At 61.1% G+C, this 25130-nt stretch carries 23 protein-coding genes and 2 pseudogenes; 8 read left to right on the top strand and 17 right to left on the bottom strand.

Annotated features, from left to right (window positions below):
• Positions 1-21: 21 nt before the first annotated feature.
• Positions 22-924 (bottom strand): DMT family transporter, encoded by a 903-nt coding sequence (locus tag IMW75_RS14275; protein ID WP_045061391.1) that lies wholly within the window; start codon positions 922-924, stop codon positions 22-24.
• A gap of 136 nt (positions 925-1060) precedes the next feature.
• On the opposite strand from IMW75_RS14275, the pseudogene IMW75_RS14270 reads away from it, so the two are divergent.
• Positions 1061-1933 (top strand): annotated as a pseudogene (locus IMW75_RS14270) (helix-turn-helix domain-containing protein); the annotation flags it as partial.
• 37 nt (positions 1934-1970) lie between these two features.
• On the opposite strand, the gene IMW75_RS14265 reads toward IMW75_RS14270, so the two are convergent.
• The 8 genes from IMW75_RS14265 to IMW75_RS14230 form a co-directional block, all read right to left on the bottom strand.
• Positions 1971-4400, bottom strand: coding sequence for a TonB-dependent siderophore receptor (locus IMW75_RS14265; protein ID WP_205892981.1), 2430 nt, complete (start codon positions 4398-4400; stop codon positions 1971-1973).
• Between the two features lie 166 nt (positions 4401-4566).
• Positions 4567-5556, bottom strand: coding sequence for a FecR domain-containing protein (locus IMW75_RS14260; protein WP_205892980.1), 990 nt, complete (start codon positions 5554-5556; stop codon positions 4567-4569).
• The gene (locus tag IMW75_RS14255) at positions 5553-6119 is read right to left on the bottom strand and encodes an RNA polymerase sigma factor (protein ID WP_205892979.1); all 567 of its coding nucleotides are present in this window, start codon (positions 6117-6119) and stop codon (positions 5553-5555) included. Before IMW75_RS14255 ends, IMW75_RS14260 begins: the two co-directional genes overlap by 4 nt.
• A 4-nt stretch (positions 6120-6123) precedes the next feature.
• Positions 6124-6450: a DUF3325 domain-containing protein gene (locus tag IMW75_RS14250; RefSeq protein WP_205892978.1), complete on the bottom strand. Its 327-nt coding sequence runs from the start codon at positions 6448-6450 to the stop codon at positions 6124-6126.
• Positions 6451-8031, bottom strand: coding sequence for a PepSY-associated TM helix domain-containing protein (locus IMW75_RS14245; protein ID WP_205892977.1), 1581 nt, complete (start codon positions 8029-8031; stop codon positions 6451-6453).
• On the bottom strand, positions 8028-8333 hold the full coding sequence (locus IMW75_RS14240; protein WP_205892976.1) for a DUF3649 domain-containing protein: 306 nt from the start codon (positions 8331-8333) through the stop codon (positions 8028-8030). Before IMW75_RS14240 ends, IMW75_RS14245 begins: the two co-directional genes overlap by 4 nt.
• 311 nt (positions 8334-8644) lie before the next feature.
• Positions 8645-9052, bottom strand: a complete 408-nt coding sequence (locus IMW75_RS14235; protein WP_045061399.1) for an HPF/RaiA family ribosome-associated protein — start codon at positions 9050-9052, stop codon at positions 8645-8647.
• Between the two features lie 201 nt (positions 9053-9253).
• Entirely contained in the window at positions 9254-10201 is a 948-nt protein-coding gene (locus IMW75_RS14230) for a LysR substrate-binding domain-containing protein (protein ID WP_045061400.1), read from the bottom strand.
• 135 nt (positions 10202-10336) lie between these two features.
• Here IMW75_RS14230 and IMW75_RS14225 point away from each other — a divergent pair, with 135 nt between their 5' ends.
• The 3 genes from IMW75_RS14225 (at position 10337) to IMW75_RS14215 (ending at position 13679) form a co-directional block, all read left to right on the top strand.
• A complete protein-coding gene (locus IMW75_RS14225; RefSeq protein ID WP_205892975.1) occupies positions 10337-11713 on the top strand; it encodes an L-serine ammonia-lyase in 1377 nt (458 codons plus the stop codon).
• Between the two features lie 63 nt (positions 11714-11776).
• A complete protein-coding gene (locus tag IMW75_RS14220) occupies positions 11777-13078 on the top strand; it encodes a serine/threonine transporter (RefSeq protein WP_205892974.1) in 1302 nt (433 codons plus the stop codon).
• Positions 13079-13361: 283 nt separating this feature from the next.
• Positions 13362-13679: a DUF3509 domain-containing protein gene (locus IMW75_RS14215; RefSeq protein WP_045061402.1), complete on the top strand. Its 318-nt coding sequence runs from the start codon at positions 13362-13364 to the stop codon at positions 13677-13679.
• On the opposite strand, the gene IMW75_RS14210 is transcribed toward IMW75_RS14215, so the two are convergent.
• Complete coding sequence (locus tag IMW75_RS14210) at positions 13676-14176, bottom strand: phosphate-starvation-inducible protein PsiE (protein WP_045061403.1); 501 nt, start codon at positions 14174-14176, stop codon at positions 13676-13678. The genes IMW75_RS14215 and IMW75_RS14210 overlap by 4 nt on opposite strands.
• A gap of 765 nt (positions 14177-14941) precedes the next feature.
• On the opposite strand from IMW75_RS14210, the pseudogene IMW75_RS14205 reads away from it, so the two are divergent.
• Positions 14942-15196 (top strand): annotated as a pseudogene (locus IMW75_RS14205) (YebG family protein); the annotation flags it as partial.
• 158 nt (positions 15197-15354) lie between these two features.
• On the opposite strand, the gene IMW75_RS14200 reads toward IMW75_RS14205, so the two are convergent.
• Positions 15355-16374, bottom strand: coding sequence for a Glu/Leu/Phe/Val dehydrogenase family protein (locus tag IMW75_RS14200; RefSeq protein WP_045061405.1), 1020 nt, complete (start codon positions 16372-16374; stop codon positions 15355-15357).
• Positions 16375-16549: 175 nt separating this feature from the next.
• Here IMW75_RS14200 and IMW75_RS14195 point away from each other — a divergent pair, with 175 nt between their 5' ends.
• Complete coding sequence (locus tag IMW75_RS14195) at positions 16550-17353, top strand: SirB1 family protein (RefSeq protein WP_205892973.1); 804 nt, start codon at positions 16550-16552, stop codon at positions 17351-17353.
• Positions 17354-17486: 133 nt separating this feature from the next.
• Here IMW75_RS14195 and maiA read toward each other — a convergent pair whose 3' ends face one another.
• The 3 genes from maiA to hmgA are packed head-to-tail and all read right to left on the bottom strand — an operon-like array spanning position 17487 to position 20753.
• The gene (maiA, locus tag IMW75_RS14190) at positions 17487-18122 is read right to left on the bottom strand and encodes a maleylacetoacetate isomerase (RefSeq protein WP_205892972.1); all 636 of its coding nucleotides are present in this window, start codon (positions 18120-18122) and stop codon (positions 17487-17489) included.
• Between the two features lie 12 nt (positions 18123-18134).
• On the bottom strand, positions 18135-19439 hold the full coding sequence (fahA, locus tag IMW75_RS14185) for a fumarylacetoacetase (protein WP_205892971.1): 1305 nt from the start codon (positions 19437-19439) through the stop codon (positions 18135-18137).
• 3 nt (positions 19440-19442) lie between these two features.
• Positions 19443-20753: a homogentisate 1,2-dioxygenase gene (gene hmgA / locus IMW75_RS14180; protein ID WP_205892970.1), complete on the bottom strand. Its 1311-nt coding sequence runs from the start codon at positions 20751-20753 to the stop codon at positions 19443-19445.
• 164 nt (positions 20754-20917) lie between these two features.
• Between hmgA and IMW75_RS14175 the strand changes: the two genes are divergently transcribed.
• Complete coding sequence (locus tag IMW75_RS14175) at positions 20918-21709, top strand: IclR family transcriptional regulator (RefSeq protein ID WP_205892969.1); 792 nt, start codon at positions 20918-20920, stop codon at positions 21707-21709.
• Between the two features lie 209 nt (positions 21710-21918).
• Entirely contained in the window at positions 21919-22089 is a 171-nt protein-coding gene (locus IMW75_RS14170) for a hypothetical protein (RefSeq protein ID WP_205892968.1), read from the top strand.
• Positions 22090-22256: 167 nt separating this feature from the next.
• On the opposite strand, the gene IMW75_RS14165 is transcribed toward IMW75_RS14170, so the two are convergent.
• The 3 genes from IMW75_RS14165 to IMW75_RS14155 form a co-directional block, all read right to left on the bottom strand.
• Positions 22257-23168 carry an SDR family oxidoreductase gene (locus IMW75_RS14165; RefSeq protein ID WP_045061411.1) on the bottom strand — a complete coding sequence of 304 codons (912 nt, stop codon included), beginning with the start codon at positions 23166-23168 and terminating at the stop codon, positions 22257-22259.
• 175 nt (positions 23169-23343) lie between these two features.
• Positions 23344-24246 carry an alpha/beta fold hydrolase gene (locus IMW75_RS14160; RefSeq protein ID WP_205892967.1) on the bottom strand — a complete coding sequence of 301 codons (903 nt, stop codon included), beginning with the start codon at positions 24244-24246 and terminating at the stop codon, positions 23344-23346.
• The gene (locus tag IMW75_RS14155) at positions 24246-25028 is read right to left on the bottom strand and encodes a class II aldolase/adducin family protein (protein ID WP_205892966.1); all 783 of its coding nucleotides are present in this window, start codon (positions 25026-25028) and stop codon (positions 24246-24248) included. The genes IMW75_RS14160 and IMW75_RS14155 overlap by 1 nt, the downstream gene beginning before the upstream one ends.
• Between the last annotated feature and the right edge of the window lie 102 nt (positions 25029-25130).

Genomic DNA, 25130 nt, shown 5'->3' with positions numbered 1-25130 from the left:
GACTCGTGAAGGCCCTGCTGCTTATGCCAATTTGCCGGCCATGGGTCTGGTCGTCGCGCGAGGCTTACGGAACACCAGCACGTTGCCCAGCATGACCAAAACCAGCCCGACGAGTGCCGGAGCGGTCCACTGATAACCTTCGGCAAATGCCGAAACATTCAGTGCAACCACCGGGAACAATACGGTGCAGTAAGCGGCTCGTTCCGGCCCCATGCGGCCGACCAATGTCAGGTAGGCGGTGAAGCCAATCACCGAACCTGGAATCACCAGATAGAGCAATGAGCCGATGTAACGGCCATTCCACTCCATGTCGAACGGGATGCCCCTGACCAGGCACCAGGCCGACAACATTGCTGCGCCATAAGCCATGCCCCAGGCATTGGTCGTCAGCGGCTTGAGGCCAGCTTTCTGCTGCAGGCTCGACAACATGTTGCCGGCAGAAAAACACAGCGTGCCGCATAGCGCCAACCCCAGGCCCAGCAGGGTTTCCGGGGAGGCGGTGTGGCCCGCAAGCTCTGGCCAGAACAGTAAACCGAGCCCCATCAGGCCCAAAGCACCCCCCATCAAGACGTTACGAGCGATTTTCTGACCGAAGAACACCCGGGCATTCAAGGCGTTCCACAAGGTGGCCGTGGAAAACACCACCGCCACCAGACCGCTGGGGATCCACTGGCTGGCGGTGAGGAAACACATGAAGTTGACGCAGAACAGGCACAGACCCTGCGCCAGGCAAATCAGATGGCCGCGGCGATTCATCACCTGCAGGCGTCGGGTGAGCAGCAACATCACGAACAGCACCAGCGCGGCGAGGCCGAAGCGATAGACGATCGACACCGGGATAGCGACCACGCCCAACTGCCATTTCAAGGCAATCCAGGTGGTGCCCCAGATCAGCACGGTCAGCAAATACAACGAAAGGTTCATGGTCAAAACTCCTGAATAGGAGCTCAGTGTCCTGCGTCGGGTTTCGGCGCACTTGCATAAACTTGCGCTTTTGTCCGGCCACGGGCTGGCAGGTCACGTGCTACGGAGTAGGATGCAAGGCGTTGGAGAATCGATAATGCCCGCACTGGAATCCCTGCAAGTCTTTCAAGCCCTTAACCGTTCGGCCCATGCTCGCCTTGAGCACAGCGCCGAACTCGGTGACGGCATGGCGGCAGCCCTGTGGAACAATCATCACGACGCTCAGGATTACGAAGCGCCCAGTCACCACACCTTGTCCTGCTACATCGGCGGCGGTACCGGCACCTTTCGCCGTGATCAGCCCGGCATCATGGGCGGCCCGGACAAGCTGTGCATCCTGCCTGCCGAACATCCCTCGGCCTGGGTGATCAATGGCGATATCCGCCTGGCTCATGTGTATTTCAGCCCTGAGCAGTTTGCCCTCGGTTGCGTCACCCTGCTCGACCGCGAACCTCGCGAATTGCTCCTGCGCGAGCACACCTTTCTCGACGACCCGATCCAGGTCCGGCGCTTTCGCCAGTTGATCGCGCTCAACTGGGACGAGCCTGGCGAACGCCTGCTCACCAACAGCCTGGCCCACGAGATGCTCAGTCACGTATTGCTTGGCCAGGTGGGCAAGCGCGAAGGATTGCGGCTCAAGGGCGGACTGGCGGCGCATCAGCGGCGGCAACTGGTCGAATTCATCGACAGTCAGCTGGCCGAGCCCATCAGCCTGGGGCAACTGGCCGGATTGTGCGCGTTGTCGGAGTATCACTTTGCGCGGATGTTTCGCCAGAGCTTTGGCTTGCCGCCGCACCAGTATGTGCTGGCGCGGCGCTTGCGTCGGGCGCAGGACCTGTTGCGCACAAGCGCACAGCCCCTGGGGGAGATTGCACTGGCGTGCGGGTTTTCCAGTGCCAGTCATTTCACCAACCGGTTTCGCCAGGCGTTGGGGGGAACACCTGGGGATTATCGGCAGGCTTTTTTACGCCAGGCTTGGGGGGTTGGCGCCTGTGCTGCCGCCTTCGTCAGAACTCCAGCGTACTCGACAGCGTCACCTGCCGCGAATCCCCCATCGAAACGAAGAACCGGCTCGCCGCCGAGGTGTAGTACGTGCGATCAAACAGGTTCTTCACGTTGAGCTGGAACTTGACCGTCTGCCCCTCGACCTTGGTGTCATAGGTAGCAAACGCATCCGCCACCGTGTAGCTGGGCAGGTCAAAATCATTCACCGCGTTGCCCGCCCTCTCGCCGACGTAACGTGCGCCGGCGCCCACCCGCAACTGGTCACCTCCGACTATATTGCCGAAGTCATACACCGCCGACAGCGAACCGCTGTTCTTCGCCACATTCTGCAGTTTCTTACCCTTGTAGGTCGGGTCTTCAGTGACCTCGGCGTCGGTGTACGCGTAACTGCCAATCATGCTCCAGCGGTCACTGAGCTGGCCGCTCAGATCCATTTCCAGGCCACGGGATCGTACTTCGCCAGCAGCGCTGTAGAGGGTCACCGGCCCTTCGGAATTGGCGACCAGCACATTGCGCTTCTTGATGTCGAACAACGCGATGTTGCCGGTGACGCGCCCTGGCAGATCCAGCTTGGCGCCGACCTCCCATGACTTGGCCTCTTCGGGGGCGATGCTGCCATCGAGCACCGTGCTGCTGCCGCTCAGCGGCGCAATGGTCGAGTTGGGCTTGAACGATTCGGTGTAGCTGCCATAAAACGACAGGGCATCGGTGTAGCGGTACACCAGGCCGGCGCGGGGCACCCATTTCTGGCCGTTGCTGTCGGTGTTGGCCTGGAACGGCACGCCTTTGCCGGCGTACTGGTCGTACGCCTGGAATCGCGCGCCACCGACCAGAATCCACTGCTCGTTCAAGTGAATCGAGTCCTGCAGGAACATCGAATCGCTGCGCAGCAGGTCGGTCTGTGCGCTGTCCGCCGGGCTGACGGTGGTGCCTTCCACTTCGCGGCCGTATACCGGATTAATGTAGCTGAAGGTGCCCAGGCTTTTCTGGCGGATCAGGTCGGCGCGGTAGATCTTGCGGTACTCGTCGTCGATCCCGAACACCAGGTCATGCTGCATGCCTGCCACATCGACGCGCCCCTCCACGCTGGCCGTGGCGAAGCGATCGGTGCTGATCGCGTTGTGCGTGCCGTCCATGCTGCGGGTCAGCGTGCCGTTAGTGGTATTGATGGCCGTGACGCGGACCTGGCTGGCGTCGTAGGTCTCGCGGTTCCAGCTGTAGCCCAAGTGCGCGCTCCAGTTGTCATTGAGCTGGTGATCGGCCTCGAAATGATAGAGATCCGACCGGCCTTCCATGTCGTTGAACGGCTCGTCCAGGCGACGCCCGCGGGAGATGTCCAGCGGATGATTGTCCCGGGGATCGATCACCGTGCCGCGGTCGAACGGGGTGAGAAATTCCCGGTGTTCATAGGCGAACAACAACGTGGTGTTGTCACCGAACCATGCCAGCGACGGCGCTACCAGGGTCTCGCGCTGCACTCCGTAATTGCGCCAGTAATCCTCGTCATCGTGGTCCAGCACCATGCGGTACGCGAACCCGGAATCACCCAGGGCACCGGTGCTGTCGAGGCCGCCGCCGCTGCCGTTCTTGCCGTTGCCGTAGGTCGAGCCGCGCAGGTTCAGGGCGTTGTATTGCTCAAGCTCGGGCTTCTTGCTGACCATGTTGACGACACCGCCGGGGTCTTGAATCCCGTACAGCAGCGAAGACGGGCCCTTGAGCACTTCGACCCGGTCCACCGTGGCGTTGAGGCCCCTGCCCTGTATCACCGGCATGCCATCGCGCATGATCGAGCCATTGCGGTTATCGCCGAAGCCGCGGGTCATCACCGAGTCCTGGGTGCTACCCAGCGTGTTGCCTTGGGTGATGCCGCTGACGTTGGCGAGTGCATCATCCAGATTGCGCGGTGCCTGATCGCGGATGACCTGGGCCGGGATCACGTTGACGGTCTGCGGGATTTCCTGGAGCAACGCCTGCGAGCGCATCACCGAACTGGTGGGCGGCGGCTGATAGCTGGTGGATTGATCCAGCACCGAGGTGATGGTCGTCGCGCCGAGGTTCACAGCGCCCTGGGTGGGCAGCGGCTCCAGCGCGAGGGTATGAGCATCCGTTCGACGGAAGGTGAAGCCCGAGCCGCCCAGCAAACGCTGCAATGCCTGCTCGGCACTCATCTGCCCGCTGACCGCCGGGGCGCTGATACCGTAGGGCGCTTCGTCGGTGTAGACCACGCTCAGGCCGGTGATCCGGCTGAAGTCGGCCAGGGCCTGGGGCAACGGTTTGGCGGGCAGGGCGAAAGTGAACTGGGAATGTTGCTGGGTTGCCCCGGCGTCAGCGCCCAGGGCAACGCCCGACGGCAGCAAGGCCGACGCCGTCAAGCCCAGTGCAGATGCACCCAACCAATGTTTGACCGAAACCAATTTTGCCCTGGACTTCATTGCTCATGACCTGTGTAGAACCGCAACGGATGCGAATGACTCGCAGTTTCAGTCACTACACGGATGGCGCGGGGTTTTACCTCACCTTGATTTTTGAAATATTTCTAGAAGATCAAAAGATCGTCCGAACGCGGCCCGAGCCTTCGGACGATCTTTTGATCTTGCTCTACCGCAAAATAATCAGATGCCCGAACACCTGGGTCTGCTCAAACCCCAACACCCCCTGCAATGAACTCAACACCGCCTGCGGATCCTTGCTTGGGAAGCTGCCGCTGACCCGGCGTGCCGCCAGTTCATCGTTCAGTAACAGGATCCGCCCCGGGTAATAGCGTCCAAGGTCTTTCACCACATCCGCCAGTGGCGCCCTGTAGTAATTGAGCCAGCCCTGGCGCCAGGCCAGTTGCGCTTCACTGTCCACACCATGGAGTGTCTGCGCTGCGCCGGCGCCGTAAGTCAGCTGCTGGCCCGCGCCGACAATCTGCTGCGCAGCCTGCCTGTGCGCCGTGACACCGACGCGCCCCGACAGCACCGTCACCTGAGCGCCAACGGGTTGCAGGCGTACCTCGAACTGCGTGCCCAATACCCGCGCCTGGCCTTGTTCGGCGTCGACGACAAAAGGCTCGCCGGTATGAACGACACTGAAAAAACCGGCGCCGCGACGCAAATGCACGTGCCGTTCACCACCAGTGAAATCCACCGCGATGGCGCTGTCTGCATCGAGCGTCACCTGGGACTGATCAGCCAGCGTCACCGTGCGGATCTCCCCCGGAGCCGACACATAGTCCGCCCCCAGGTCATCCAGCCAGCGCATCGGCTGCCACCCGACGCCCATGCCGACCATCAACAAAAGACAAGCCGCCACTGCCAAGCCACCGGCCCAGCGCCGCACAGGGTACTGGCCGGAACGACTCATCGCATCGAGGTAACCCTTCAAGGCAAGCGCATCTTCGGCGGCCAGGGTGCGTGCCGGTGCTTCGCTCAGTTCCCACACCACCTGGGCCTGGGCATAGGCCTCCGCGTGGGCGGGATCGGCTTGCAGCCAGTGACTGAAGGTCACTTGGTCGCCACTGCTGGGATGGTCATGCAACAGGCTCAGCCAGGCGTAGGCGGCCTGCTCCTGAGCCGGCGTGGGAATGATACGTTCAGCGTGGTTCACGGTGCTTTCCCTGGCGTGCGCAATTCGGTGTCCCGCAAGCTTGCCTTGCAGACGTCGAGTGCGCGCATCATATGTTTTTCCACGGCACTCTGGGACAGGCCCATGGCCTTGGCGATCTGCGCATATTTGCGCCCATGGAGGCGATTGAGCAGAAAAATCTGCCGCGTGCGCTCGGGCAATGCGCGCAACGCTGCCTCGACGTGGCGCAAATCATTGCCGGCTTCCAGCGCCGCCTCGGGCTCGCTGCCATGGCTGTCCGGCTGTTCCGGCAACCAACCCTCGTTGCTGCGCACCCGCGCGCCTTCGCTGCGCAAATGGTCGATGGCAATGTTGCCGGCACAACGCAGCAGGTAGGTACTCAGTTCCTCGACCTGCACCAATGGCCGCTGCCAGAAACGCAGGAACAAGTCCTGCACCAGATCGGCGGCCGTCGCCCGACAGCCCACCCGCCGGCTTACCAATGCCTCCATTTGCGAGCGCTGGGACAGGAACACTTGCAGGAAATGCGCGCGTCCCCCGCCTCGTTGTTCGTCTTCACTGGATTCGGGCGGGAGGCCGATCATCGAGTCATGACTGCGCGAGTACGGCAACAGGGCTGGCGAGCAGACTCAGGCCTGCGAGCGCCAGCACCAGGCGGGGGCGGTACGGCAACAAAAGCACCAGCAACAAGGCGCTGAGCATCAGTACTGCAAACCATTCGACCAGGCCCAGGCCCCAACCGATCCGGCTCACCAGCACCCATGGCGAAACAGCCAGCAGCGACCAACCGGCCAGCTTCAGGAGCTTGCGGCGACCCGCCGTGGGCTTGTGACCGAGCAGTTCGGCGTGATGCCGGTCCATCGACAGACACAACGCGGTAAAACCGCTGTAGCAGAGCAACAGGGCCAGCAGCATTCAGTTCGCCTCTCGCTTGAGGGTGACGGCAGGTACACGCTGGCGGGTAGTGGTTGCAACCCGGCCGCTGCGGCGCATTTTCCATGCGGCCCAGGCCAGGAACAGGCCGCTACCCAGGCACGCCAGGTCAAATCCGGCCATCGCCCAATCACCTTGGGTCAGGGACGCTACGAGGTGATGCGAGGTGGTCAGCGCATTGAGCAGTGGAATGCCGCAGAACAGCAGCGCAGCCAGAATCAGTTGCTCAACCCAGGCGGTGCGCCCGGGGCGGGTCCCGGCATGAATCACACTCAAGCCCCACAGGATAAAGAAGCTGTTGATCTCCCAGTCCGCTCGGCCAGTCATTTGCACTGGCAGCAGGCGGTTGGCCCAGAAGAACGCCGCCACCGCGACCGTCAGCCCGGCCATGCTGGCAATGTTCAGGACTTCCACCAGCCGCAACTCGAACGGCATCACGCCACTCTTTGCATGCTTGAGTTGGCGCTTGCCTAGCCAGATCACCAGCCCGGTGCCAATCACCGCCGTGCTCGCCAGGCCGCAGATAAAGTACAGCCAACGCAATACCGGGCCGGCAAAACGGCCCATATGCAAGCCGTAGAAACTCCCGGCGACAGCCATCGCCGCCGGTTGCTCAGGCGTGGCACTGAGCAGTTGGCCGGTCACACCATTGAAGGTCACGGCACTGCTCACATCGTGCACTACCCGATCGGCAGCGTCTCGCACCAGCACTACCGAGGCATTGGCATCTCCCGGATTATTCACCGTCAAGCGCGCCACACGCCCTCCGGCCCACTGCTCCCGCGCCCGCTCCAGCAGCGGCGCCATCGGTGCCAACTGACCGGGGGCACCGGCGAGCTCCGGCGTGCTGGAGGCAGGAAAGACCTCATCGTAGAACGCCCGCACATCACCTTTATAGGAAGCGAGAATGCTCGCCGGCATGACCATCGCCATGAAAATCACCAGGCTGCTATAGCTGATCATCAGGTAAAAAGGCAGCACCAGCACACCCACGGCGTTGTGGCCATCCAGCCACGAACGCTGGCCCTTGCGCGGGCGGAAGGTGAAGAAGTCCTTGAAGATTTTCTTGTGGGTGATGATCCCGGTGATCACGCCGACGAACATCACCATGGCCGCGATCGTCGACAACCAGCGGCCCCACGGATGGGGCATCTGCAGCTGGAAATGGAAGCGATAGAAGAAGTCGCCGCCACGGGTCTCCCGCTCCTGCACTTCTGTGCCGGTTTGGGGGTCGAGGCTTTTTTCACTGAACTGGCCACGCTCACCGCGCTTGGCGGGCGACTGTTGCCAGCGCACCGTCAGTGCCGGTTGACGAGCGCTCGGCAGGTCGATCAGCCAGCGCGAAGCTCCCGGTGCGTGCTCCTGCAGGTAGTGCTGGGCAAGATCGAGGCTGTGTTGCGACGAGACCGAACGCGTCGGAATCTCCGGCTGCATCCAGTGACTGATCTCGTCGTTGAAGTAAGCGAGTGTGCCGGTCAGGAAAATCGCGAACAGCAGCCAGCCGAAGAGCAACCCGGTCCACGTATGGACCCAGGCCATGGCCTGACGAAAGCCTTCCTTCATGCTCGCCCCATCCAGTAAGCCACACCGGAAACTGCCGCCAGCACCAGGGCTGGAACAATCAAGCCGTACCAGGCCTGCCACGCACTGCGGCAGGCAAAGCACCACAGCACGGCGCACAGGTACACCAGAAACGAGATCATCATCCCGGTCACCACCGCTTCGGCGCGCGGCATCGGCAGCCAAAGGGTCACGCTGACACTGGCCAATGCGGCGACCACATAGCCACCCACCACGGCGGCAAGCACCCGCGAAGTGACCGCCAGTCGATAGGAAACGGGGAGCGCTCTGGTTTTGACTTTCATGTTTCGGCCTTGAAACAGTGGAGCTGCGCGATCATCACGCGGCTAAGCAGGCGCCAATAATAATGATAAATATTCTCATACGCAAAAGAGTTCGATGAGACTTGAGTCTGCTGTGTGCTTCTGTAGGAGCGAGCTTGCTCGCGAAAAACCTGAGAACGACACGGGATAACAGATCCCTCACCTTATCGCTAACGCCCGGACCGCCCCCGAAGCAAGCTCACTCTCAGAAATGTCCGCGCCCCACCCAAATAAAAACGGGCCTGCATATGCAGGCCCGTTTGTCGTTGGCTGGAAAAAGATCACATCAGGCGTCAGCCGTTTTGCGCAGCCTGTTCGTTCTCGAGAAACTCGTCTTCGAGCAGTGCATCAGCCTGAACCCTTTCGAACGGCACGATCGCGGCGCGTGGTTTGCCCCGCAGTTTGCCGAACAGGTGCTCGAGCGCATGTTCGAGTTTTTCCGCCGCACCATCGATGGCTTGCTCCAGGGTGTCGGCTTTGTGGGTTACGGAAATCGGTTGATGGCCTTTTGGCCGCGCTTCCAGCTGGCAGCGCATATCGTGGGGACCGGGCTTGTCGCCGTTCTCGTCCCGCAGATGAACCTCGACACGGGTCAGGTCCTCTTCATAGCGTTCGAGCGTGCTCTCAATGGTAGTACGTACCCACTCCTCCAGTCGGATGCTGCTTTGAATATGGTTATCACTGTTGACTTGGATTTGCATAGTTCATCCCTTATTTCAGCTAGCTCGCGAGAGGCCTTGGGCGTCATCACCGTGACCTCTTACTTATACAATCAGGCTGGCGGAAGAACATTTCAACCCCTAAAAAAAGATAAATATCTATTCGCAAAAAAAGCCGGACAACCGCCAAAAGCACTGTTAAGGTCGGGAGTTGGGTAGCCAGGCTCCAGCCCCCCAGGCTGTTCACATCTGCCGCTCGCCCAGCGGGTGCAGGCTTCGAAAGACCCCCGCCTCTTCCACCAGCCAGTCATGTACCGCCCGCACGCCCGGGTGACTCAGCGCCCCAGGCGCATAGAGCAGCACGTAGCGTTTATGGTTGGGCACCGCCAGACCAAACGGCACGATCAAGGTGCCGCGTTCCAGTTCGTCATTGAGCAAGGTACGCCGCGCGATCGCCACGCCCATGCCGGCAATCGCCGCTTCGATGGTCAGGTGGTTGCGGTTGAAGGTATGCCCGCGCCGCACGTCTGCGCCTTCAAAGCCGATGGCGTTGAGGTAAAACTCCCATTCCGCGTATTCATAGCTGCCGCGCCAGGCGGTGATGTCGTGCAGCAACGGAAAGTGCAGCAGGTCCGCCGGGCCGTGCAGCGGCGGGCGGCCGCGCAACAGGCCCGGGGCACAGACCGGGAAAATCTGCTCGTCCAGCAGAGTTGTGGATAACAACCCCGGGTAGCTGCCGTCGTTAAGGTCGATCGCCAGGTCGAAGTCGCCTTCGTGCAACGGCACGCTGCTGTCCTCGGCCACCAGCCGCAGCTGAATATCCGGAAAGCGCTGCTGCAAACGCGGCAGCCGAGGCGTCAGCCATTTGCTGAGGAACGATGGAATCGAGCGCACCCGCAGGATGCCACTGATCATTCCGGCGTCCAGTCGTCGCAATTCCGCATCGATGCTGCCGTACGCTTCGTTCACGGTAATGGCCAATCGCTGGCCTTCTGCGCTCAATTCAACGCCCCGGGCACGTCGATGAAACAGCCGGAATCCGAGGCGCTCTTCCAGTTGCCGAATCTGCTGGCTGACTGCACCCGGCGTGATATGCAGCTCTTCGGCACATCGGGTAAACGACAGGTGCCGCGCGGCACAGGAAAATACGTGCAACCAGACGTAAGTCTGAGCATGCAATTGACGACTCATCGTTTAGTCCTGCTAAAGGCTTGAGTAGGAAATTTCGTTGGTCTTGTAGGACCGAGGTGGGCAGTATCGCCGACATTGCGCTTGTCCTACAAAAATGGCAGCGATTTCTCTTCCATTGCTTGTATAGGCTTTAGCATGGCTATCAGTGTATTTGATCTCTTCAAAGTCGGCATCGGCCCGTCCAGCTCCCACACCGTCGGTCCCATGCGCGCTGCGGCAACCTTCGCCCAGAGCCTGCAGGACCAGAATCTGCTCGACGCCGTTCGTCGTGTGCAAATTCGCCTCTATGGCTCCCTGTCGGCCACCGGCGTCGGCCATGCCACCGACCGCGCGTGCGTGATGGGGCTGATGGGCGAGTGGCCAGACAGCATCGACCCGAACTGCATCGAAGACCGGATCAACACACTGTTGAAAACCCGCGAGCTGAAGCTGGCCGGGAAAACCACCATAGCCTTCGACTGGCAAACCGACCTGCTGCTGCTCGACGAGAGCCTGCCTTACCACCCCAACGCGATGTCCCTGACCGCCTTCGGCGAAACCGGCGAACTGGCCGAGCAGACGTATTACTCGATAGGCGGCGGTTTCATCATCGAGGCGGCCGAGGCCGAGTCGGGCATCGCACCGTCCAGCGACGTCGTATTGCCTTACGACTTCTCCAGCGCCGCCGAATTGCTCAAGCTGTGTAACCAGAACGGCCTGCGGGTTTCCGAGCTGATGATGGCCAACGAACTGGCCTGGCGCAGCGAAGCCGAGATTCGCCAGGGCCTGCTGCATATCTGGTCGGTGATGCGCGAATGCGTCGAGCAGGGCCTGCGTCACGAGGGCATCCTGCCGGGCGGCCTGAACGTGCCACGTCGGGCGGCGAAATTGCACCGTGCCCTGCTGGAAATCGGCAAGCCCAATGTCATCACTTCCACGCTGTCCGCCATGGAGTGGGTCAACCTGTTCGCCCTCGCCGTCAACGAAGAGAACGCTGCCGGCGGGCGCATGGTCACGGCGCCGACCAATGGCGCGGCGGGGATCATCCCGGCGGTGCTGCACTACTACATGAAATTCAATCCGGACGCGTCCGATGACGACGTGGTCGCCTTTTTTCTCGGCGCGGCCGCGGTAGGCATTCTGTGCAAGAAAAATGCGTCCATCTCCGGTGCCGAAGTCGGCTGTCAGGGAGAGGTCGGATCTGCCTGCGCCATGGCGGCTGCCGGCTTGGCGGACGTGCTGGGCGCGACGCCGGAGCAACTGGAGAACGCGGCCGAAATCGGTCTGGAACACAACCTTGGCCTGACCTGCGACCCGGTGGGCGGACTGGTTCAGGTGCCCTGCATCGAACGCAACGCGATCGCCGCCGTCAAGGCGATCAATGCCACGCAAATGGCGCTGCGCGGTGATGGCAAGCACTTCATTTCCCTCGACCGGGTCATCCGCACCATGCGCGATACCGGCGCCGACATGCACGACAAATACAAAGAGACTTCACGGGGCGGCCTGGCCGTGAGCTGGGTGGAGTGCTGAGGAGCATTCCCTGACCGCCCGTACCACGTGAGCCCGAGCAAGAACAATAACGAGGCCAATACGATGACCGATGTACGTACACCTGCTGCCGAAAATCCTGCTGTAGAAGTAACACGCGACACCGCGACAGTCAGCAAAGGCTGGAGCAAACACGACACCACCTGGATGCTCGGCCTCTACGGCACGGCGATCGGCGCTGGCACCCTGTTCCTGCCGATCAACGCCGGCGTCGGTGGTTTCTGGCCCCTGCTGATCCTCGCAGTGCTGGCGTTCCCGATGACCTTCTTCGCACACCGTGGCCTGACCCGCTTCGTGCTGTCCGGTCGCTCTGGTGACATCACCGAAGTGGTGGAGGAACACTTCGGCATTGGTGCCGGCAAGCTGATCACCTTGCTGTACTTCTTCGCGATTTTCCCGATTCTGCTGGTGTACAGCGTCGCGCTGACCAACACCCTGAGCAGCTTCATGGAACACCAGCTGCACATCGCCCCGCCGCCGCGCGCCATCCTGTCGCTAGGGTTGATCCTAGGCCTGATGGCCATCGTTCGCTGCGGCCAGGGCGTGATCGTCAAATGCATGAGCGTGCTGGTCTACCCTTTCGTCGCCGCATTGCTGCTGCTCGGTATCAGCCTGATTCCGAACTGGAACGGCGCGTTCTTCGCCACCGCCAGTGAAGGCATGCCGATGCCGCTGTTCTTCAAGACCCTGTGGCTGGCAATCCCGGTGATGGTGTTCTCGTTCAACCATTCGCCGATCATCTCGGCTTTCGCGGTGGATCAGAAACAGCGCTACGGCGAACAGGCCGAAGCCAAGAGCAGCGGCATTCTCGCCATTGCTCACGCAATGATGGTCGTGACGGTGATGTTCTTCTGCTTCAGCTGCGTGCTGGCGCTGTCCCCGGCTGACCTGGCGGCGGCGAAGGCACAGAACATCTCGATCCTGTCTTACCTGGCCAATCACTTCCAGACGCCAGTGATCGCTTACGCGGCGCCATTGATTGCCTTGGTGGCGATCACCAAATCCTTCCTCGGCCATTACATCGGCGCCAGCGAAGGTTTCCAGGGCCTGATCGTGAAGAGCCTGCGCGGCCGTGGCAAGGTCATGTCCGCCAGCTGGCTGAACCGCGCGACGGCGGTGTTCATGATCCTCAGCTGCTGGGCAGTGGCGACGTTCAATCCGAGCATCCTGGGCATGATCGAGACACTCGGCGGCCCCATCATCGCGTGCCTGCTGTTCCTGATGCCGATGTACGCCATCCGCCGCGTACCGGCATTACGCCAGTATTCGGGCCAGGTTTCGAATGTGTTCGTGGTGTTGATCGGCTTGATTGCACTGTCTGCGATCATCTTTTCATTCCTGCCCTGAATCGGGCGGAAATCGCCTGAGGCTGCAGGTGCGCGCTTGCTCCGGGCGGCGATCAAGGATGATCGTCAACGCGGGGGAAAGCTTGCAGCCCGCGCCGTTCTCGGGTTCTTCGCGAGCAAGCTCGCTCCTACACGGTTGTGCTTTTGTTCGACAATCTTTCCGGCATGCCGCTTGCTACGTTCCCCGAGAGAGATCGCGAGCGGCCAGCCGATGGTCCGGTAACGCGAACCAACCCGATCATGGTCGGTCAACAACTGCACGTTCAATCAGGCGGTGACGCATCATGGACAATCCTTTTCAGCTCATTACCGATGCCTTCGCGCCGGATTACCAGATCAACCTGAGCATTCAGGGGCTCGACGGCAGCATCATGCTGACGCTGTCCAACAGTGGTCGCGTGGTGGCCAAACGGATGATCAGTGCCGAACAGCGCAATGATCCCAAGCGCCTCAAGCGCCTGGTGCAAAGCATTCAGTTCGGCATCGCCATAGAGCAGGGCCACAGTGCCGTGGCCATTCTCGAAGCGATGACTGACGGCGACAACCGGACGCTGCCACCGCCACCAGCCAAGGGCTTGCCGCGTCCGGCGATCGGGCTTTAAAGCTCGCCCTTTTCCACTTCGGGATGCTCGCTGGAACCCGCGCCGACCTTGCGCTGCGGGTGCTCGATCTTCACCGAAGGGAATTGCGAGGAGGCGTACCGCACCACCAGAATCGCGAACGCCAGCAGCAGGATGCCGCCGCACAGGTAGATGATGCCGATATCCGGTGGGTTGTGATGCGACACGTTGGAAATCAGCAGGCGAGTCAGTGCGGTGATGGCCACGTAGATCAGGAAGCGTACCGGCATGTGGTTGGTCTTGAAGTAGATCCCGACCATGGCGCCCAATTCCAGGTAGATGAACAGCAGCAGGATGTCATCGATCTTGATGTGTCCCTTGTCCAGCATTCCCAAAAATTCCATCACCGCCGCCCAGGCGGTTACTGCTCCAATGGCGAACAGTGCCAGGTAGTGGAAGCTTTCGACGAACAGGTTACCCAGGGATTCGGCCAGTTGGTGCACGTTCTGCCGCAGTTTCTCGGCCCAGTTGATTTTCACGGTGGTTCTTCCTTAGGTCGGTTTGACCGGATGATGCGGTTTTGACGTGACGGTTGTTTGGCATGCAGAAAAAAGGCCAGGGGTGAGAAGTGAGATGTTGGCTGGGGGATTTGAGGCACTTTGGGCGTCGGAACGCCGCCCGGGCAATGTGTGTATATCCGTTTCTGGGTAACGGCGGCTTATGGTTCCGCCCTTACGGCGGGTTACTTTGAAAAGCGCAAAGTAACCAAACGCTTTTGCCCCACCACTCGGCACCTCGCCTAGGCTCGGTGTGCTCTCACTCCGGCATTGCTCCGCGGGGCGCCGCGATGGGCCATCCCTGGCCCAGCGCGGCTAAACCGGCATCCTTGCCGGTTTCCCCGCTGCGCAATGCCTGCGTTCGGCCAGCGTGGTTAACGGGGCGCCTGCAATCCACAGCTCGCCGTGGCGGCCTTCGGGCCGACCAAGGTGTCAACCCGGCGCGCTGCGCTTGTCTGGTCGTGCACCGTTCCAAATTGAAATGAAGACTTGTAGAGGGATCTCAGGCAAAGGTAACCCTGGGGGAGATGATCACGTGGGAGCAAAGCTTGCTCGCGATGGCGATTTGGCATTCAACACTGATGAGGACTGGTATCTCAGAGACCTCCCAATAGCCCACCTCCAGCCAAAACGCAGCTACAGTGAAATGTCACTACCCAAATCGGCAGGATTCGCTTATCCTTTTAGCTGTATATAAATACAGTGGTCGAATACGACAACTTAATGTGAAGGCATGTGAGGTGGTGAATGGCCGTCGAAGTGGTATACCGCAGCAGCCGAGATCTGGAGCGCTTGTTCATGGATAAAGCCGAAGCTGACCGTCATGACAAAATGCTCGAACTCGCCGAATTGCTGGCTGAAGTGTTGCAAAAAGCCGTTCCGTCCCTGACCGAACAGCAAGTGGAAGAAGCCGGGATCTACATGGCGAAGAACCGCGACGTGTTCGCCAAGGCCTTCAAGAGCCAACCGGACGCCCTGTCCGAACTGTTGAGCGCGCCTGCCGAAGTGGTTGCCCCCGTTGAAGTAGCGCAAGAACCTGAAGCGGTTGAACCCGATGCCCCCGCCAAACCTGCAAAGGCGGCAAAAGCACCAAAGTAAACAGCGCCCGAATTGAACAGGCCCTGAGTCCAGCGACTCAGGGCCTTTTTCATGCCTAGGCATCAGCGATACAACACCCGCTCCGCCAGCTCATCCGCCACCCGCGCAGGGGAACGCTTTTCCGCCTGGGCATGGGCGAACACCTCGGTAAGACGGGAGCTGATTTTCGACAGGTGCGCAGTGATGGTGGTCAGCTCTTCACCACGGTGCTTGAGCGAGACGTAGATCAAACCGCCGGCATTGATCACATAATCGGGGGCGTACAAAATCCCCCGCCGCTCAAGCAAGTCGGCGACTTCGACATGGGTCAGCTGATTGTTCGCCGAGCCCGCCACCGCCGAGCAGCGCAATTGCGACACGCTGTTGCTGTTAAGGACGCCGCCCAGGCCGCATGGCGCGAGGATATCGCAGGGCGTACTGAGCAATGCATCGTTGGCGATTGGATGAGCGCCCAGTTGCTCCATCGCAAGCTGGACCTTGCCGTGGTCAATGTCGCTCACCAGCAGTTCAGCGCCGGCCGCATGCAGCTGTTCCGCCAACGCGTAACCCACATTGCCCAACCCCTGGATTGCCACGCGCAGGCCTTCAAGGTTATCGCTGCCCAGGCGTGCCATTGCCGTGCTGCGAATACCGGCAAACACCCCCATTGCAGCATGTGGCGCGGGATCACCGGCCGAGGTGGTGCTGGTGACATGCTGGGTCTGTTGGGCGATGCAATCCATGTCGGCTACCGAAGTGCCGCTGTCGATAGCGGTGATGTAGCGCCCGTCGAGCTGGTCTACGCAACGACCGAACGCTTCAAACAGCGCGGCGCGGCTTTCCACGTGCATCGGCCGGATGATCACGGCGACTCCGCCACCTTGGGCCAGGCCGGCAAGCGCCGCTTTGTAGCTCATGCCCCGGGCCAGGCGCACAGCGTCCTCGACGGCGGATTCGTCGTCAGGATAGGCAAGGTATCGACATCCGCCAAGGGCCGGGCCCAGACGGCTGTCATGAATGGCAATGACCGCCTTCAACCCGGTGACCGGGTCGACGCTCAGATGCAGCGATTCAAGGCGATTGCTTTGCATGAGAGCGAACATCGTAAGGCTCCCGAAAATCACTTCTTGTAGTCGCCAGTATAGGCTCGCGCCTGAATTTTGCTGAAGCGCGCCGGAATAAGCAGCGCTGCGGCTCAGGCATTCGGACATAACCTTGCGGGGCACTGGACGAATGAGGGAGACGGGGCTAAAACGAGGCATGTCCCGGGAGATTTTGATGACGCCCCGCCAATGCTTCTTCGAGTGCCTGCAACGATCACCGCCCGCGCTGTTCGAAGCGGCGCTGTGGATCTGTGTCGAGCATGACCAGAAGCTGAACGTCGAATCCCTAATGGCTGAGTTCAGGGATCTGCAGCAACGGGTTAGCCATGGTTTGCCAATGTTGCCTGTGAGCGAGTTGGCGCAACCGTTGCTGCGCCGCATGAATGACCTGGGGTTTGCCCAGGACGACTTCACGCCGCTGCGTCCGCAGGCGGCATTGCTGGACAAGGTGCTGACACGCCGACGCGGACAACCCCTGGCGTTGGGCTTGATCGCGCTTGAGCTGGCCCGGCGCCTGGAAATACCGATGGTCGGGGTCAATTTCCCGGGGCATTTTCTACTGCGGGTTCCGGGCGCCGACCACCTGCTTGATCCTTGCGGCGGGCGGCGTCTGTACCCGAATGATTGCCGGGAGTTGCTGCATCGCCAGTACGGTCCGAACATGAAGCTGAGCGCCGAGCATCTGGTCACCGCCGAACCGTTGCAGATGCTGCAACGCCTGTCCCGCAACCTGCGCCAACTGCATCTGGCTCACGATGATTATATCGGTGCCCTGATCGACGCCGAGCGGGTACTGGAACTGGGCAACGCCAGCGCCGCCGACTACCTGGCCCGGGCGAGCCTGTATCAAAGACTGGACTGTCCCAACGCCGAACGCTTCGACCTGGAGCATGCATTGATGCTCAGCGAAGATCCGATCCAGCGGATTCGCCTGACCGAACGGCTGGGGCACTTGCCGCCGAACACCATCGTCCACTGACACCCAATCCTGTGGGAGTAAAGCTTGCTCGCGATGGCGTCGTGTCAGTAGACATTGATGTTGAATGACACCCCGCCATCGCGAGCAAGCTGTGCTCCCACAGGTTGCAGGATGCTTATATTGGCGTGTGCAGTCAGGGAGTATCCGGCTGATTGGCCGGGTGTGCCTTGATGAATGCCGGGTGAGCCGCTGCCAGCGCCGCCACCCGGCGAATACGTGGCCAGGCCTGCGGGGAGATGTTGAAGCGCTCAGCCGCATACAGCTGCGGTATCAGATAAACATCCGCCACCCCAGGTTGCGATCCGAAACAGTACCCCTCGTCACCAATCAACTGTTCAACGGTCCCAAGCCCCTGGCTGATCCAGTGCCCGATCCACTCGACTACCTGCTGTTCATCGTGACCCAAATGCCGAAGCATGTTGAGCACGCTGACATTATGCAGCGGGTGCACATCGCAGCCGATCAACGCCGCGACCCCGCGCTCATGAGCGCGAGTGGCCAGATCGGTGGCCAACAGCGGCACCTGTGGATACCGTTCCTCAAGGTACTCAATGATCGCCGGTGACTGGATCAACAGATCGCCTTCATCAGTGCGCAAGGCCGGCACGCGGCCTTGCGGGTTGATGCCCAGATACGGCGTCTGGCGGTGCTCGCCCCCCGCCGGCGCGATCAGATTGACCGGCAGCGCCTGATAGTCCAGGCCCTTGAGTGCCAGGGCAATCCGCACCCGGTAGGACGATGTCGAACGGTAATAGGTAAAGAGTTCCATCGGCCGATCCTCTTAACGCGCCGGCAGCACTTTGCCGCGGCACTCGCCAAAACCGATGGAGGCAAACCCGTCGCGGCTGCAACGGGCGCGCAGGATGATCTCGTCACCGTCCTCGAGGAATTTACGCACCTCACCACTCGCCAGTTCAATCGGCTTTTTCCCGCCTTCGGTGATTTCCAGCAGGCTGCCGAACTGACCGTTCTTCGGGCCGGACAATGTGCCCGAACCGAACAGGTCGCCCGCCTGCAACTGGCAGCCGTTGACGCTGTGATGCGCCACCATCTGCGCCACAGTCCAGTACATGTGCCGGGTGTTGCTCAGGGTCAGGCGATGGGCCGGCAGATTCTGCTCGCGCATCGCTTCGGTGAGCAGCAGGACTTCCAATTCAATGTCGAAAGCCCCGGCGGCCTGGTCACGCGGGTCGTACAGATACGGCAGCGGTTGCGGATCGCCTTTGGGACGTGCGGGCTGGGCACGGCGGAACGGCTCCAGTGCTTCAGCCGTCACCACCCAGGGCGAGATGCTGGTGATGAAACTTTTCGACAGGAATGGCCCCAGTGGCTGGTACTCCCACGCCTGGATGTCCCGCGCCGACCAATCGTTGAGCAGGCAGAAACCGGCGATGTGATCGGCGGCGTCAGCGATGGCGATCGAGTCGCCCATCTCGTTGCCCTGGCCGATCCAGATGCCCAGCTCCAGCTCGTAGTCCAGCCGTGCGCACGGACCGAACACCGGCTCGGCCTGCCCGGCAGGCAGGGTCTGGCCTTTCGGGCGCCGAACGTCGGTACCGGAGGGGCGAATGGTCGAGGCTCGACCGTGGTAGCCGATTGGCACGTACTTGTAATTCGGCAGCAGCGGGTTGTCCGGGCGGAACAGTTTTCCGACGTTTTGCGCATGCTCGATGCCCACGTAGAAGTCGGTGTAATCGCTGATTTTCGCCGGCAGGTGCATCACGCAGTTTGCCGCCAGCGGCAGCAGCCTAGCGCCCTGGGCTTCGATTTTGCCGTGCAGGGTGCTGCCTTCTGCCAGCAACTGCAGCAGCCGCTCGCGCAACGCCTTGCGCGCTGGCGTACCGGCCTGGAAAAAAGCATTCAGTTGCCCGCCGCAGGTGGCTTCGGCCGCCGCTTTGGCAGCGCCTTCGAACAGACCGGCATCCAGCGCCGCTTCCAGATCGAAGATGTGATCGCCGATGGCCACGCCACTGCGCGGTGCCCCGCCGTCAATGCTGAACACGCCCAGTGGCAAGTTCTGCAGCGGAAAATCGACATGGCCGTTGGCCGAAGCAACCCAGCTGCGAGTAGTGGAAGTCTGAGTCATGGGTTATCTCCGGGTCGGGTCGAAAGTGGCGGGCAGCGTGGCCCAGCAAGTGTCGTAGTTTTTCTGTAATTGCGGGCACTCCAGGGCGAACCGGCTCGGGCGCAGGACCTGGCAGGTTTCGAACATGAAGGCCATGGTGTTATCGATTTTCGCCGGCGCCAGTTCAGCGTTGATTGCCCTGGTGCAGGTTTCGCCGTCGGGCCCATGGGCGCTCATGCAGCTGTGCAGGGACGCACCGCCCGGCACGAAACCTTCGGCCTTGGCGTCGTACTCGCCCTTGATCAGCCCCATGAACTCATTCATCAGGTTGCGGTGGAACCAGGGCGGACGGAAGGTGTTCTCGGCCACCATCCAGCGTGGCGGGAAGATCACGAAGTCGAGATTGGCCAGGCCGTGGGTGCTGGTGGGCGATGTCAGGACGGTAAAGATGGAGGGGTCCGGATGATCGAAACTGACGGTGCCGATGGTGTTGAACCGGCGCAGATCATATTTGTACGGCACGTTGTTGCCGTGCCAGGCGACCACGTTAAGCGGCGAATGATCGAGCTCGCAGCCCCACAGCTGGCCGAGGAATTTCTGCACCAGGGTAGTCGGCTGCTGGAGGTTTTCGTAATGCGCGACCGGCGCCAGGAAGTCCCGAGGGTTGGCCAGGCCGTTACTGCCAATAGGCCCGAGGTCCGGAAGGCGCAGCGGCGCCCCATGGTTTTCGGCAATGTAGCCACGGGCCTGTGGGTCCAGCAGTTCGACGCGAAACTTCATGCCCCGGGGCAGCACGGCGATTTCCAGTGGCTCCAGCTCCAGCACCCCCAGCTCGGTGGCGATGCGCAGGCGACCCCTCTCGGGGACCAGCAGCAACTCACCATCAGCATTGAAGAACACCCGCTCCATGGAACGGTTGGCACGGTAGCTGTAGATGCTGATGCCGGACGGTTTTTCCGCCGCCGAGTTGGCCACCATGCAGACCAGCCCGTCGATGAAATCGGTCGGCTCATCCGGCATGTCCAGCGGGTTCCAGCGCAGGCGATTGGGCGTCACCTCGCCCAGCGGGCCGCCCGCCAGTTGGCGTTCAAGCTTGACGAATGCGGGATGATTGGCCGAGGGCTGGATGCGATACATCCACGTGCGCCGCGACTCGGCGCGGGCCATGGTGAAGGCCGTGCCAGACAGCAGTTCGGTGTACAGCCCGTACGGGGCTTTCTGCGGAGAGTTCTGCCCGATCGGCAAGGCGCCAGGCAGGGCTTCGCTGCTGAATTGGTTACCGAAACCGGACTGGTAGGCAGGCCCGGCGGCGGACGCGGTTGAATCGAGGTTCATGGAGCCTCCTGAACAGGGAGCAGGCCGTGGCCAGTCCTGCTTCGCAGAAATCTCGGCACGCCCGGGTTATTTTTATCGTAATTCGATTACGCATAACGTAATTTGATTGGTTTCTACCGTCAAGCTATAAAGACGCCCATTCGTAACAGGATCAGATCGCCTTCATGGAAACGCCGCGTAGCAACGACAAGCAGAAAGTCCGCTCGGCCGAGGTCGGCACCGACATCCTCAAGGCGCTCGCCGAGTTGTCGCCTTCGACTTCGCTGTCACGCCTGGCCGAACACGTGCAGATGCCGGCGAGCAAAGTGCATCGCTACCTGCAGGCGTTGATCGCCAGTGGTTTTGCCGAACAGAACTCCGCGACCAACCATTACGGCCTGGGCCGTGAAGCTCTTCGCGTGGGCCTGGCAGCCCTGAACAGTATGGACGTGCTGAAAGTCGGCGCCCTGCCCCTGGCCGACTTGCGCGACGAACTGAACGAAACCTGTTTCCTGGCGGTGTGGGGCAACCAAGGTGCGACGGTTGTGCACATTGAGCCCGCGGTTCGTGCCGTCACGGTGGTGACTCAACTGGGATCGGTGCTGCCACTGCTCAGTTCGTCCACCGGCCTGGTGTTTGGTGCCTACTTGCCCAAGCGCGAAACCGTGGATCTGCGCGAGATGGAGCTACAGGCAGGCAAGCCCCACCCGCTGGCGGACGATCAGGCCTACGTAACGCTGTGTGAACGCATCCGCGACCGCGGCCTGCATCACGTGCACGGGTTATTGATGCCCGGCGTCGATGCATTGTCGGCGCCGGTGTTCAACGCCGTGGGCCAGGTGGTGGCGGTGATGACCATTGTCGGCCCGGCGTCGTTGTTCCACGCCGATGAAGACGGCCCCGCAGCGCAGCGATTGCTGGCCGCTACCCGCGCCGTCAGCTGGCGCATGGGCTTTGAGCCCGCCCCTGCCCTGTGACCTCAGGATGAGGCAACCAGACTGACTGCTGACCTGGAACCGTACTCCAAGTTAAACGATGTCGGCGATCTGCCGTTGCTGCATCAAGCGCTGCGCATCGCGCAGCAGCACGAACGCCTGGGCGTCATCCGCCAAAAAGGATGGGTGGCCTGAGCGCCCAGGCTCCGCGCGGGGTATGCGGGGTGTATGGGGCGGTATCAGGGGCGTGGATGCGCCGCGCAGACACTGTTGCCGATGCTGCAACAGTGCATGTCGATAATCGCTATTTTTCCTTTGGGAACAAGGCTTTATTCTGGGTGGGCTTTCAGGGGAACAGGCTGGAGGCGCGGATCGATGGCGGTGTGTTGTTGTCCACTGCATCGTTGACCGGATTCAGATGAATTGAAGATTTTTCGGTTCATTGCACTGTGTACACAGACGTTGATTTGTAGCTCCTTGATCGAACGTCTTACTTTGGCCGCTGCGTTTGCAGCGGCCTTTTTTATGGCGTTTTTGTGGGAGCAAAGCTTTGCTCCCACAGGTGTGGCCACAGAGAAACAACCTGCGTTTACAACGAGTACTTCTGCAAATTCCCCATCATCTCCTTCAGCGCCTCGATATTATCCTTGGGATGTGCCGCCCCCTCGAAATCGCAAATCTGCTGCCAATTCGCCGCCACATCTTCCGGCGAGAACCCCACCCGCGGATCAAACCCGACGCCCAGGCTGCGTTCCCAGCGAACTTTGCCCATCCAGCCACCCCCTACCTCGAACAGCCCTGAAGTCTCCTGGCAGTTTTCACTGGCGAGGTACACCACCAGCGGGCTGACCAGCTCCGGCTTGAGTTGTTCGAACACTTGCGGCGGGATCAGGCCTTCGGTCATGCGGGTGCCGCCGGTGGGGGCGATGGCGTTGACCAGAATATTGTTCTTGCGACCTTCAATGGCCAGGGTGCGGGTCAGGCCGTAGAGGCCGAGTTTGGCCATGCCGTAGTTGGACTGGCCGAAGTTGCCGTAAATGCCGGAAGTCGACGCCGTGAAGATCACCCGGCCGTAGTTTTGCTCGCGCATGTGCGGCCAGGCCGCGCGGGTCACCTTGTAGGCGCCCTCGACGTGGACGCGGTAGACCAGGTCCCAATCGGCGTCTTCCATTTTGTGGAAGGTTTTGTCGCGCAAAATCCCGGCGTTATTGACGACTACATCGACCCGGCCGAAGGCGTCCATGGCGTGCTGGACGATTTTGTCGCCGTCAGTGACGGAGTCGTGGTTGGCTTCGGCGATGCCGCCCGCTTCGCGAATTTGCGCGACCACTCGATCAGCCGCCGAAGCGTTGGCGCCCTCCCCCTGGGCCGAACCTCCCAGGTCGTTAACCAGAACCTTCGCGCCCTGACTGGCGAACAGCAACGCGTGGGCGCGACCGAGGCCGCCGCCGGCACCGGTAATGATCACGACTTTATCTTCGAAGCGCACAGACTCACTCATGGGGGACAACTCCAGGCCAAAGGGACATGAGCCCGAGTGTCAGGCACGGGGCTGCGGGTCACAATGAAAACGGCTGGGGCTGAATAGTGCTCGATAAGGCAGGGGGATGATGCGTTAAAGCTCGCAGCCTTCGGCAGTTCCTGCAGAAACGCCGACAGCGATATTTACCGCAGATTTACGAACAGGCGACCTTGCGCGGCAGTAACACGCAATTGTCGCGGAACTCCAGGTAGTGCTTGAGCACCTGCGCAGGCGCTTCGATTTGTGGATAGTGACCAATACCGGGCAGCACGACCGTGTCGGGGTTGGGTATCAGCTGGCGATAGCGTTCGACCATGTGCCCGCCGGAAATGGGATCGGCCTCGCCATCGATCACTCGCATGGGCACTTCGTTGCGTTGCATGGCGGCGACCCAGCGATCACGCTGCGCGCGGCGCTCGGGAATGTAGCCAATGAGTTTGTGCATGATGCGCGGGCCACGGTTGCTTTCCACCAGACTCCAGAAGTCGTCCATCTCGCTCTCGCTCGGGCCACTGTGAGGGCCGAAGACATGCCGGAAACTCTTCACCAGCGCGTCCCGGTTAAAGGCCCGCCCGATCATCCAGCCCAACGGGCTGAGCAGCAGTTTCTGTACCAGCAAGGCACGATGGGTTTCAGGAAACAGGCCGCCATTGAGAAATACGCAGCTGGCCAGCTCGATGCGCGTCTCGTGGTGCCGCGCCAACAGTTCCTGGGCAACGCTGTCACCGTAATCGTGGGCAAGCACATGCACCGGGTCTGCGACTTGCAAGTGCGCGAGCAGCGCTTGCTGCAAGTCGGCTTGCTCCAGCAGGCTGTAGTCATGCTGGGTGGGCTTGGCAGAATCACCGAAGCCGAGCATGTCGCAGGCAATCACCCGGTAACGCTGGGCCAGTGGCGGCCACAGGCAATGCCAGTCCCAACTGGCGGTGGGAAAACCATGGATGAGCAGCAACGGCTCACCCTGCCCCGCCGTCCAGTAACGGATGTGCTGGCCACGGAAAATGAAGGTCTGGCCACGTTTGCGCCAGACGCACAGCGGAATCTCGGCGAGTGCCATCAGAGTTTATAACCCGGGTCGAGTTGATCGAGTTTGCGCAGCAACGCTGGCCAGGCCAGTGCACCACCCATCCCTTGAGCACTTTTGGTCACACCCGCAATCATCGCCTTGGCCCCAGCCAGAATCTGCGGCTCGATGGCGATCAACTCGGCCCCACCGTTTTGCGCCAGCACCTGGATATCGCAGGCGCGCTGGAAGATGAACATCATCAGGAAGGTATCGGCGATGCTGCTGCCACAGGTCAGCAGGCCATGGTTGTGCAGCATCAGGAAATTGTTCTGACCAAGGTCGGCTTGCAGTCGCGCTTTCTCCTCATGGTTGAGCGCGACACCTTCGTAAGCGTGATAGCCCAGGCTGGACAAGACGAACAGCGACTGCTGGCTGATCGGCAAAACGCCCTGCTTCTGCGCCGACACCGCGACACCGGCCGCCGTATGGGTGTGCAGCACGCACACTACGTCGTGACGCACTTCATGCACGGCGCTGTGGATGGTGTACCCCGCCGGATTGATCTCGTAGGGGCTGTCCATCAACTTGTTGCCGGCATGATCCACCTTGACCAGGCTCGACGCAGTGATCTCGTGAAACATCAGCCCGAAAGGGTTGATCAGAAAATCTTCAGTGCCAGGCACTTTGGCAGAAATGTGCGTGAAGATCAGGTCATCCCAGCCATGCTGGGCGACCAGCCGATAACAGGCGGCCAGATCAACGCGAGCCTGCCATTCGGCGGCGCTGACCTGATCTTTGACGTTAGGCGGTGACGAGACGGGGGCTACGCTCACGACAAGGAACTCCTGTTCTTATTGTTCTGCACGTGACAGCAGTCTAGTCAGCCTCCGGGATTCGCGTAGTTGCATTGGCAGCCAGCTTGATGGCCGAGCGAG

The organism is Pseudomonas gregormendelii, assembly GCF_017114825.1.
Taxonomy (GTDB): Bacteria; Pseudomonadota; Gammaproteobacteria; order Pseudomonadales; family Pseudomonadaceae; genus Aquipseudomonas; species Aquipseudomonas gregormendelii.
Note: the sequence above shows the minus strand (reverse complement) of the source record. Positions and strands in the feature narration are given on the sequence as shown.

Coding starts and splice junctions, on each gene's coding strand:
- fahA (WP_205892971.1), bottom strand. CDS start 19,439: ATGACTCAGACTTCCACTACTCGCAGCTGGGTTGCTTCGGCCAACGGC.
- IMW75_RS14245 (WP_205892977.1), bottom strand. CDS start 8,031: ATGAAGGAAGGCTTTCGTCAGGCCATGGCCTGGGTCCATACGTGGACC.
- IMW75_RS14240 (WP_205892976.1), bottom strand. CDS start 8,333: ATGAAAGTCAAAACCAGAGCGCTCCCCGTTTCCTATCGACTGGCGGTC.
- maiA (WP_205892972.1), bottom strand. CDS start 18,122: ATGGAACTCTTTACCTATTACCGTTCGACATCGTCCTACCGGGTGCGG.
- IMW75_RS14230 (WP_045061400.1), bottom strand. CDS start 10,201: ATGAGTCGTCAATTGCATGCTCAGACTTACGTCTGGTTGCACGTATTT.
- IMW75_RS14165 (WP_045061411.1), bottom strand. CDS start 23,168: ATGAGTGAGTCTGTGCGCTTCGAAGATAAAGTCGTGATCATTACCGGT.
- IMW75_RS14215 (WP_045061402.1), top strand. CDS start 13,362: ATGGACAATCCTTTTCAGCTCATTACCGATGCCTTCGCGCCGGATTAC.
- hmgA (WP_205892970.1), bottom strand. CDS start 20,753: ATGAACCTCGATTCAACCGCGTCCGCCGCCGGGCCTGCCTACCAGTCC.
- IMW75_RS14170 (WP_205892968.1), top strand. CDS start 21,919: ATGCGCCGCGCAGACACTGTTGCCGATGCTGCAACAGTGCATGTCGAT.
- IMW75_RS14225 (WP_205892975.1), top strand. CDS start 10,337: ATGGCTATCAGTGTATTTGATCTCTTCAAAGTCGGCATCGGCCCGTCC.
- IMW75_RS14175 (WP_205892969.1), top strand. CDS start 20,918: ATGGAAACGCCGCGTAGCAACGACAAGCAGAAAGTCCGCTCGGCCGAG.
- IMW75_RS14195 (WP_205892973.1), top strand. CDS start 16,550: ATGACGCCCCGCCAATGCTTCTTCGAGTGCCTGCAACGATCACCGCCC.
- IMW75_RS14265 (WP_205892981.1), bottom strand. CDS start 4,400: ATGAAGTCCAGGGCAAAATTGGTTTCGGTCAAACATTGGTTGGGTGCA.
- IMW75_RS14250 (WP_205892978.1), bottom strand. CDS start 6,450: ATGCTGCTGGCCCTGTTGCTCTGCTACAGCGGTTTTACCGCGTTGTGT.
- IMW75_RS14160 (WP_205892967.1), bottom strand. CDS start 24,246: ATGGCACTCGCCGAGATTCCGCTGTGCGTCTGGCGCAAACGTGGCCAG.
- IMW75_RS14235 (WP_045061399.1), bottom strand. CDS start 9,052: ATGCAAATCCAAGTCAACAGTGATAACCATATTCAAAGCAGCATCCGA.
- IMW75_RS14220 (WP_205892974.1), top strand. CDS start 11,777: ATGACCGATGTACGTACACCTGCTGCCGAAAATCCTGCTGTAGAAGTA.
- IMW75_RS14255 (WP_205892979.1), bottom strand. CDS start 6,119: ATGATCGGCCTCCCGCCCGAATCCAGTGAAGACGAACAACGAGGCGGG.
- IMW75_RS14200 (WP_045061405.1), bottom strand. CDS start 16,374: ATGTTCGCTCTCATGCAAAGCAATCGCCTTGAATCGCTGCATCTGAGC.
- IMW75_RS14275 (WP_045061391.1), bottom strand. CDS start 924: ATGAACCTTTCGTTGTATTTGCTGACCGTGCTGATCTGGGGCACCACC.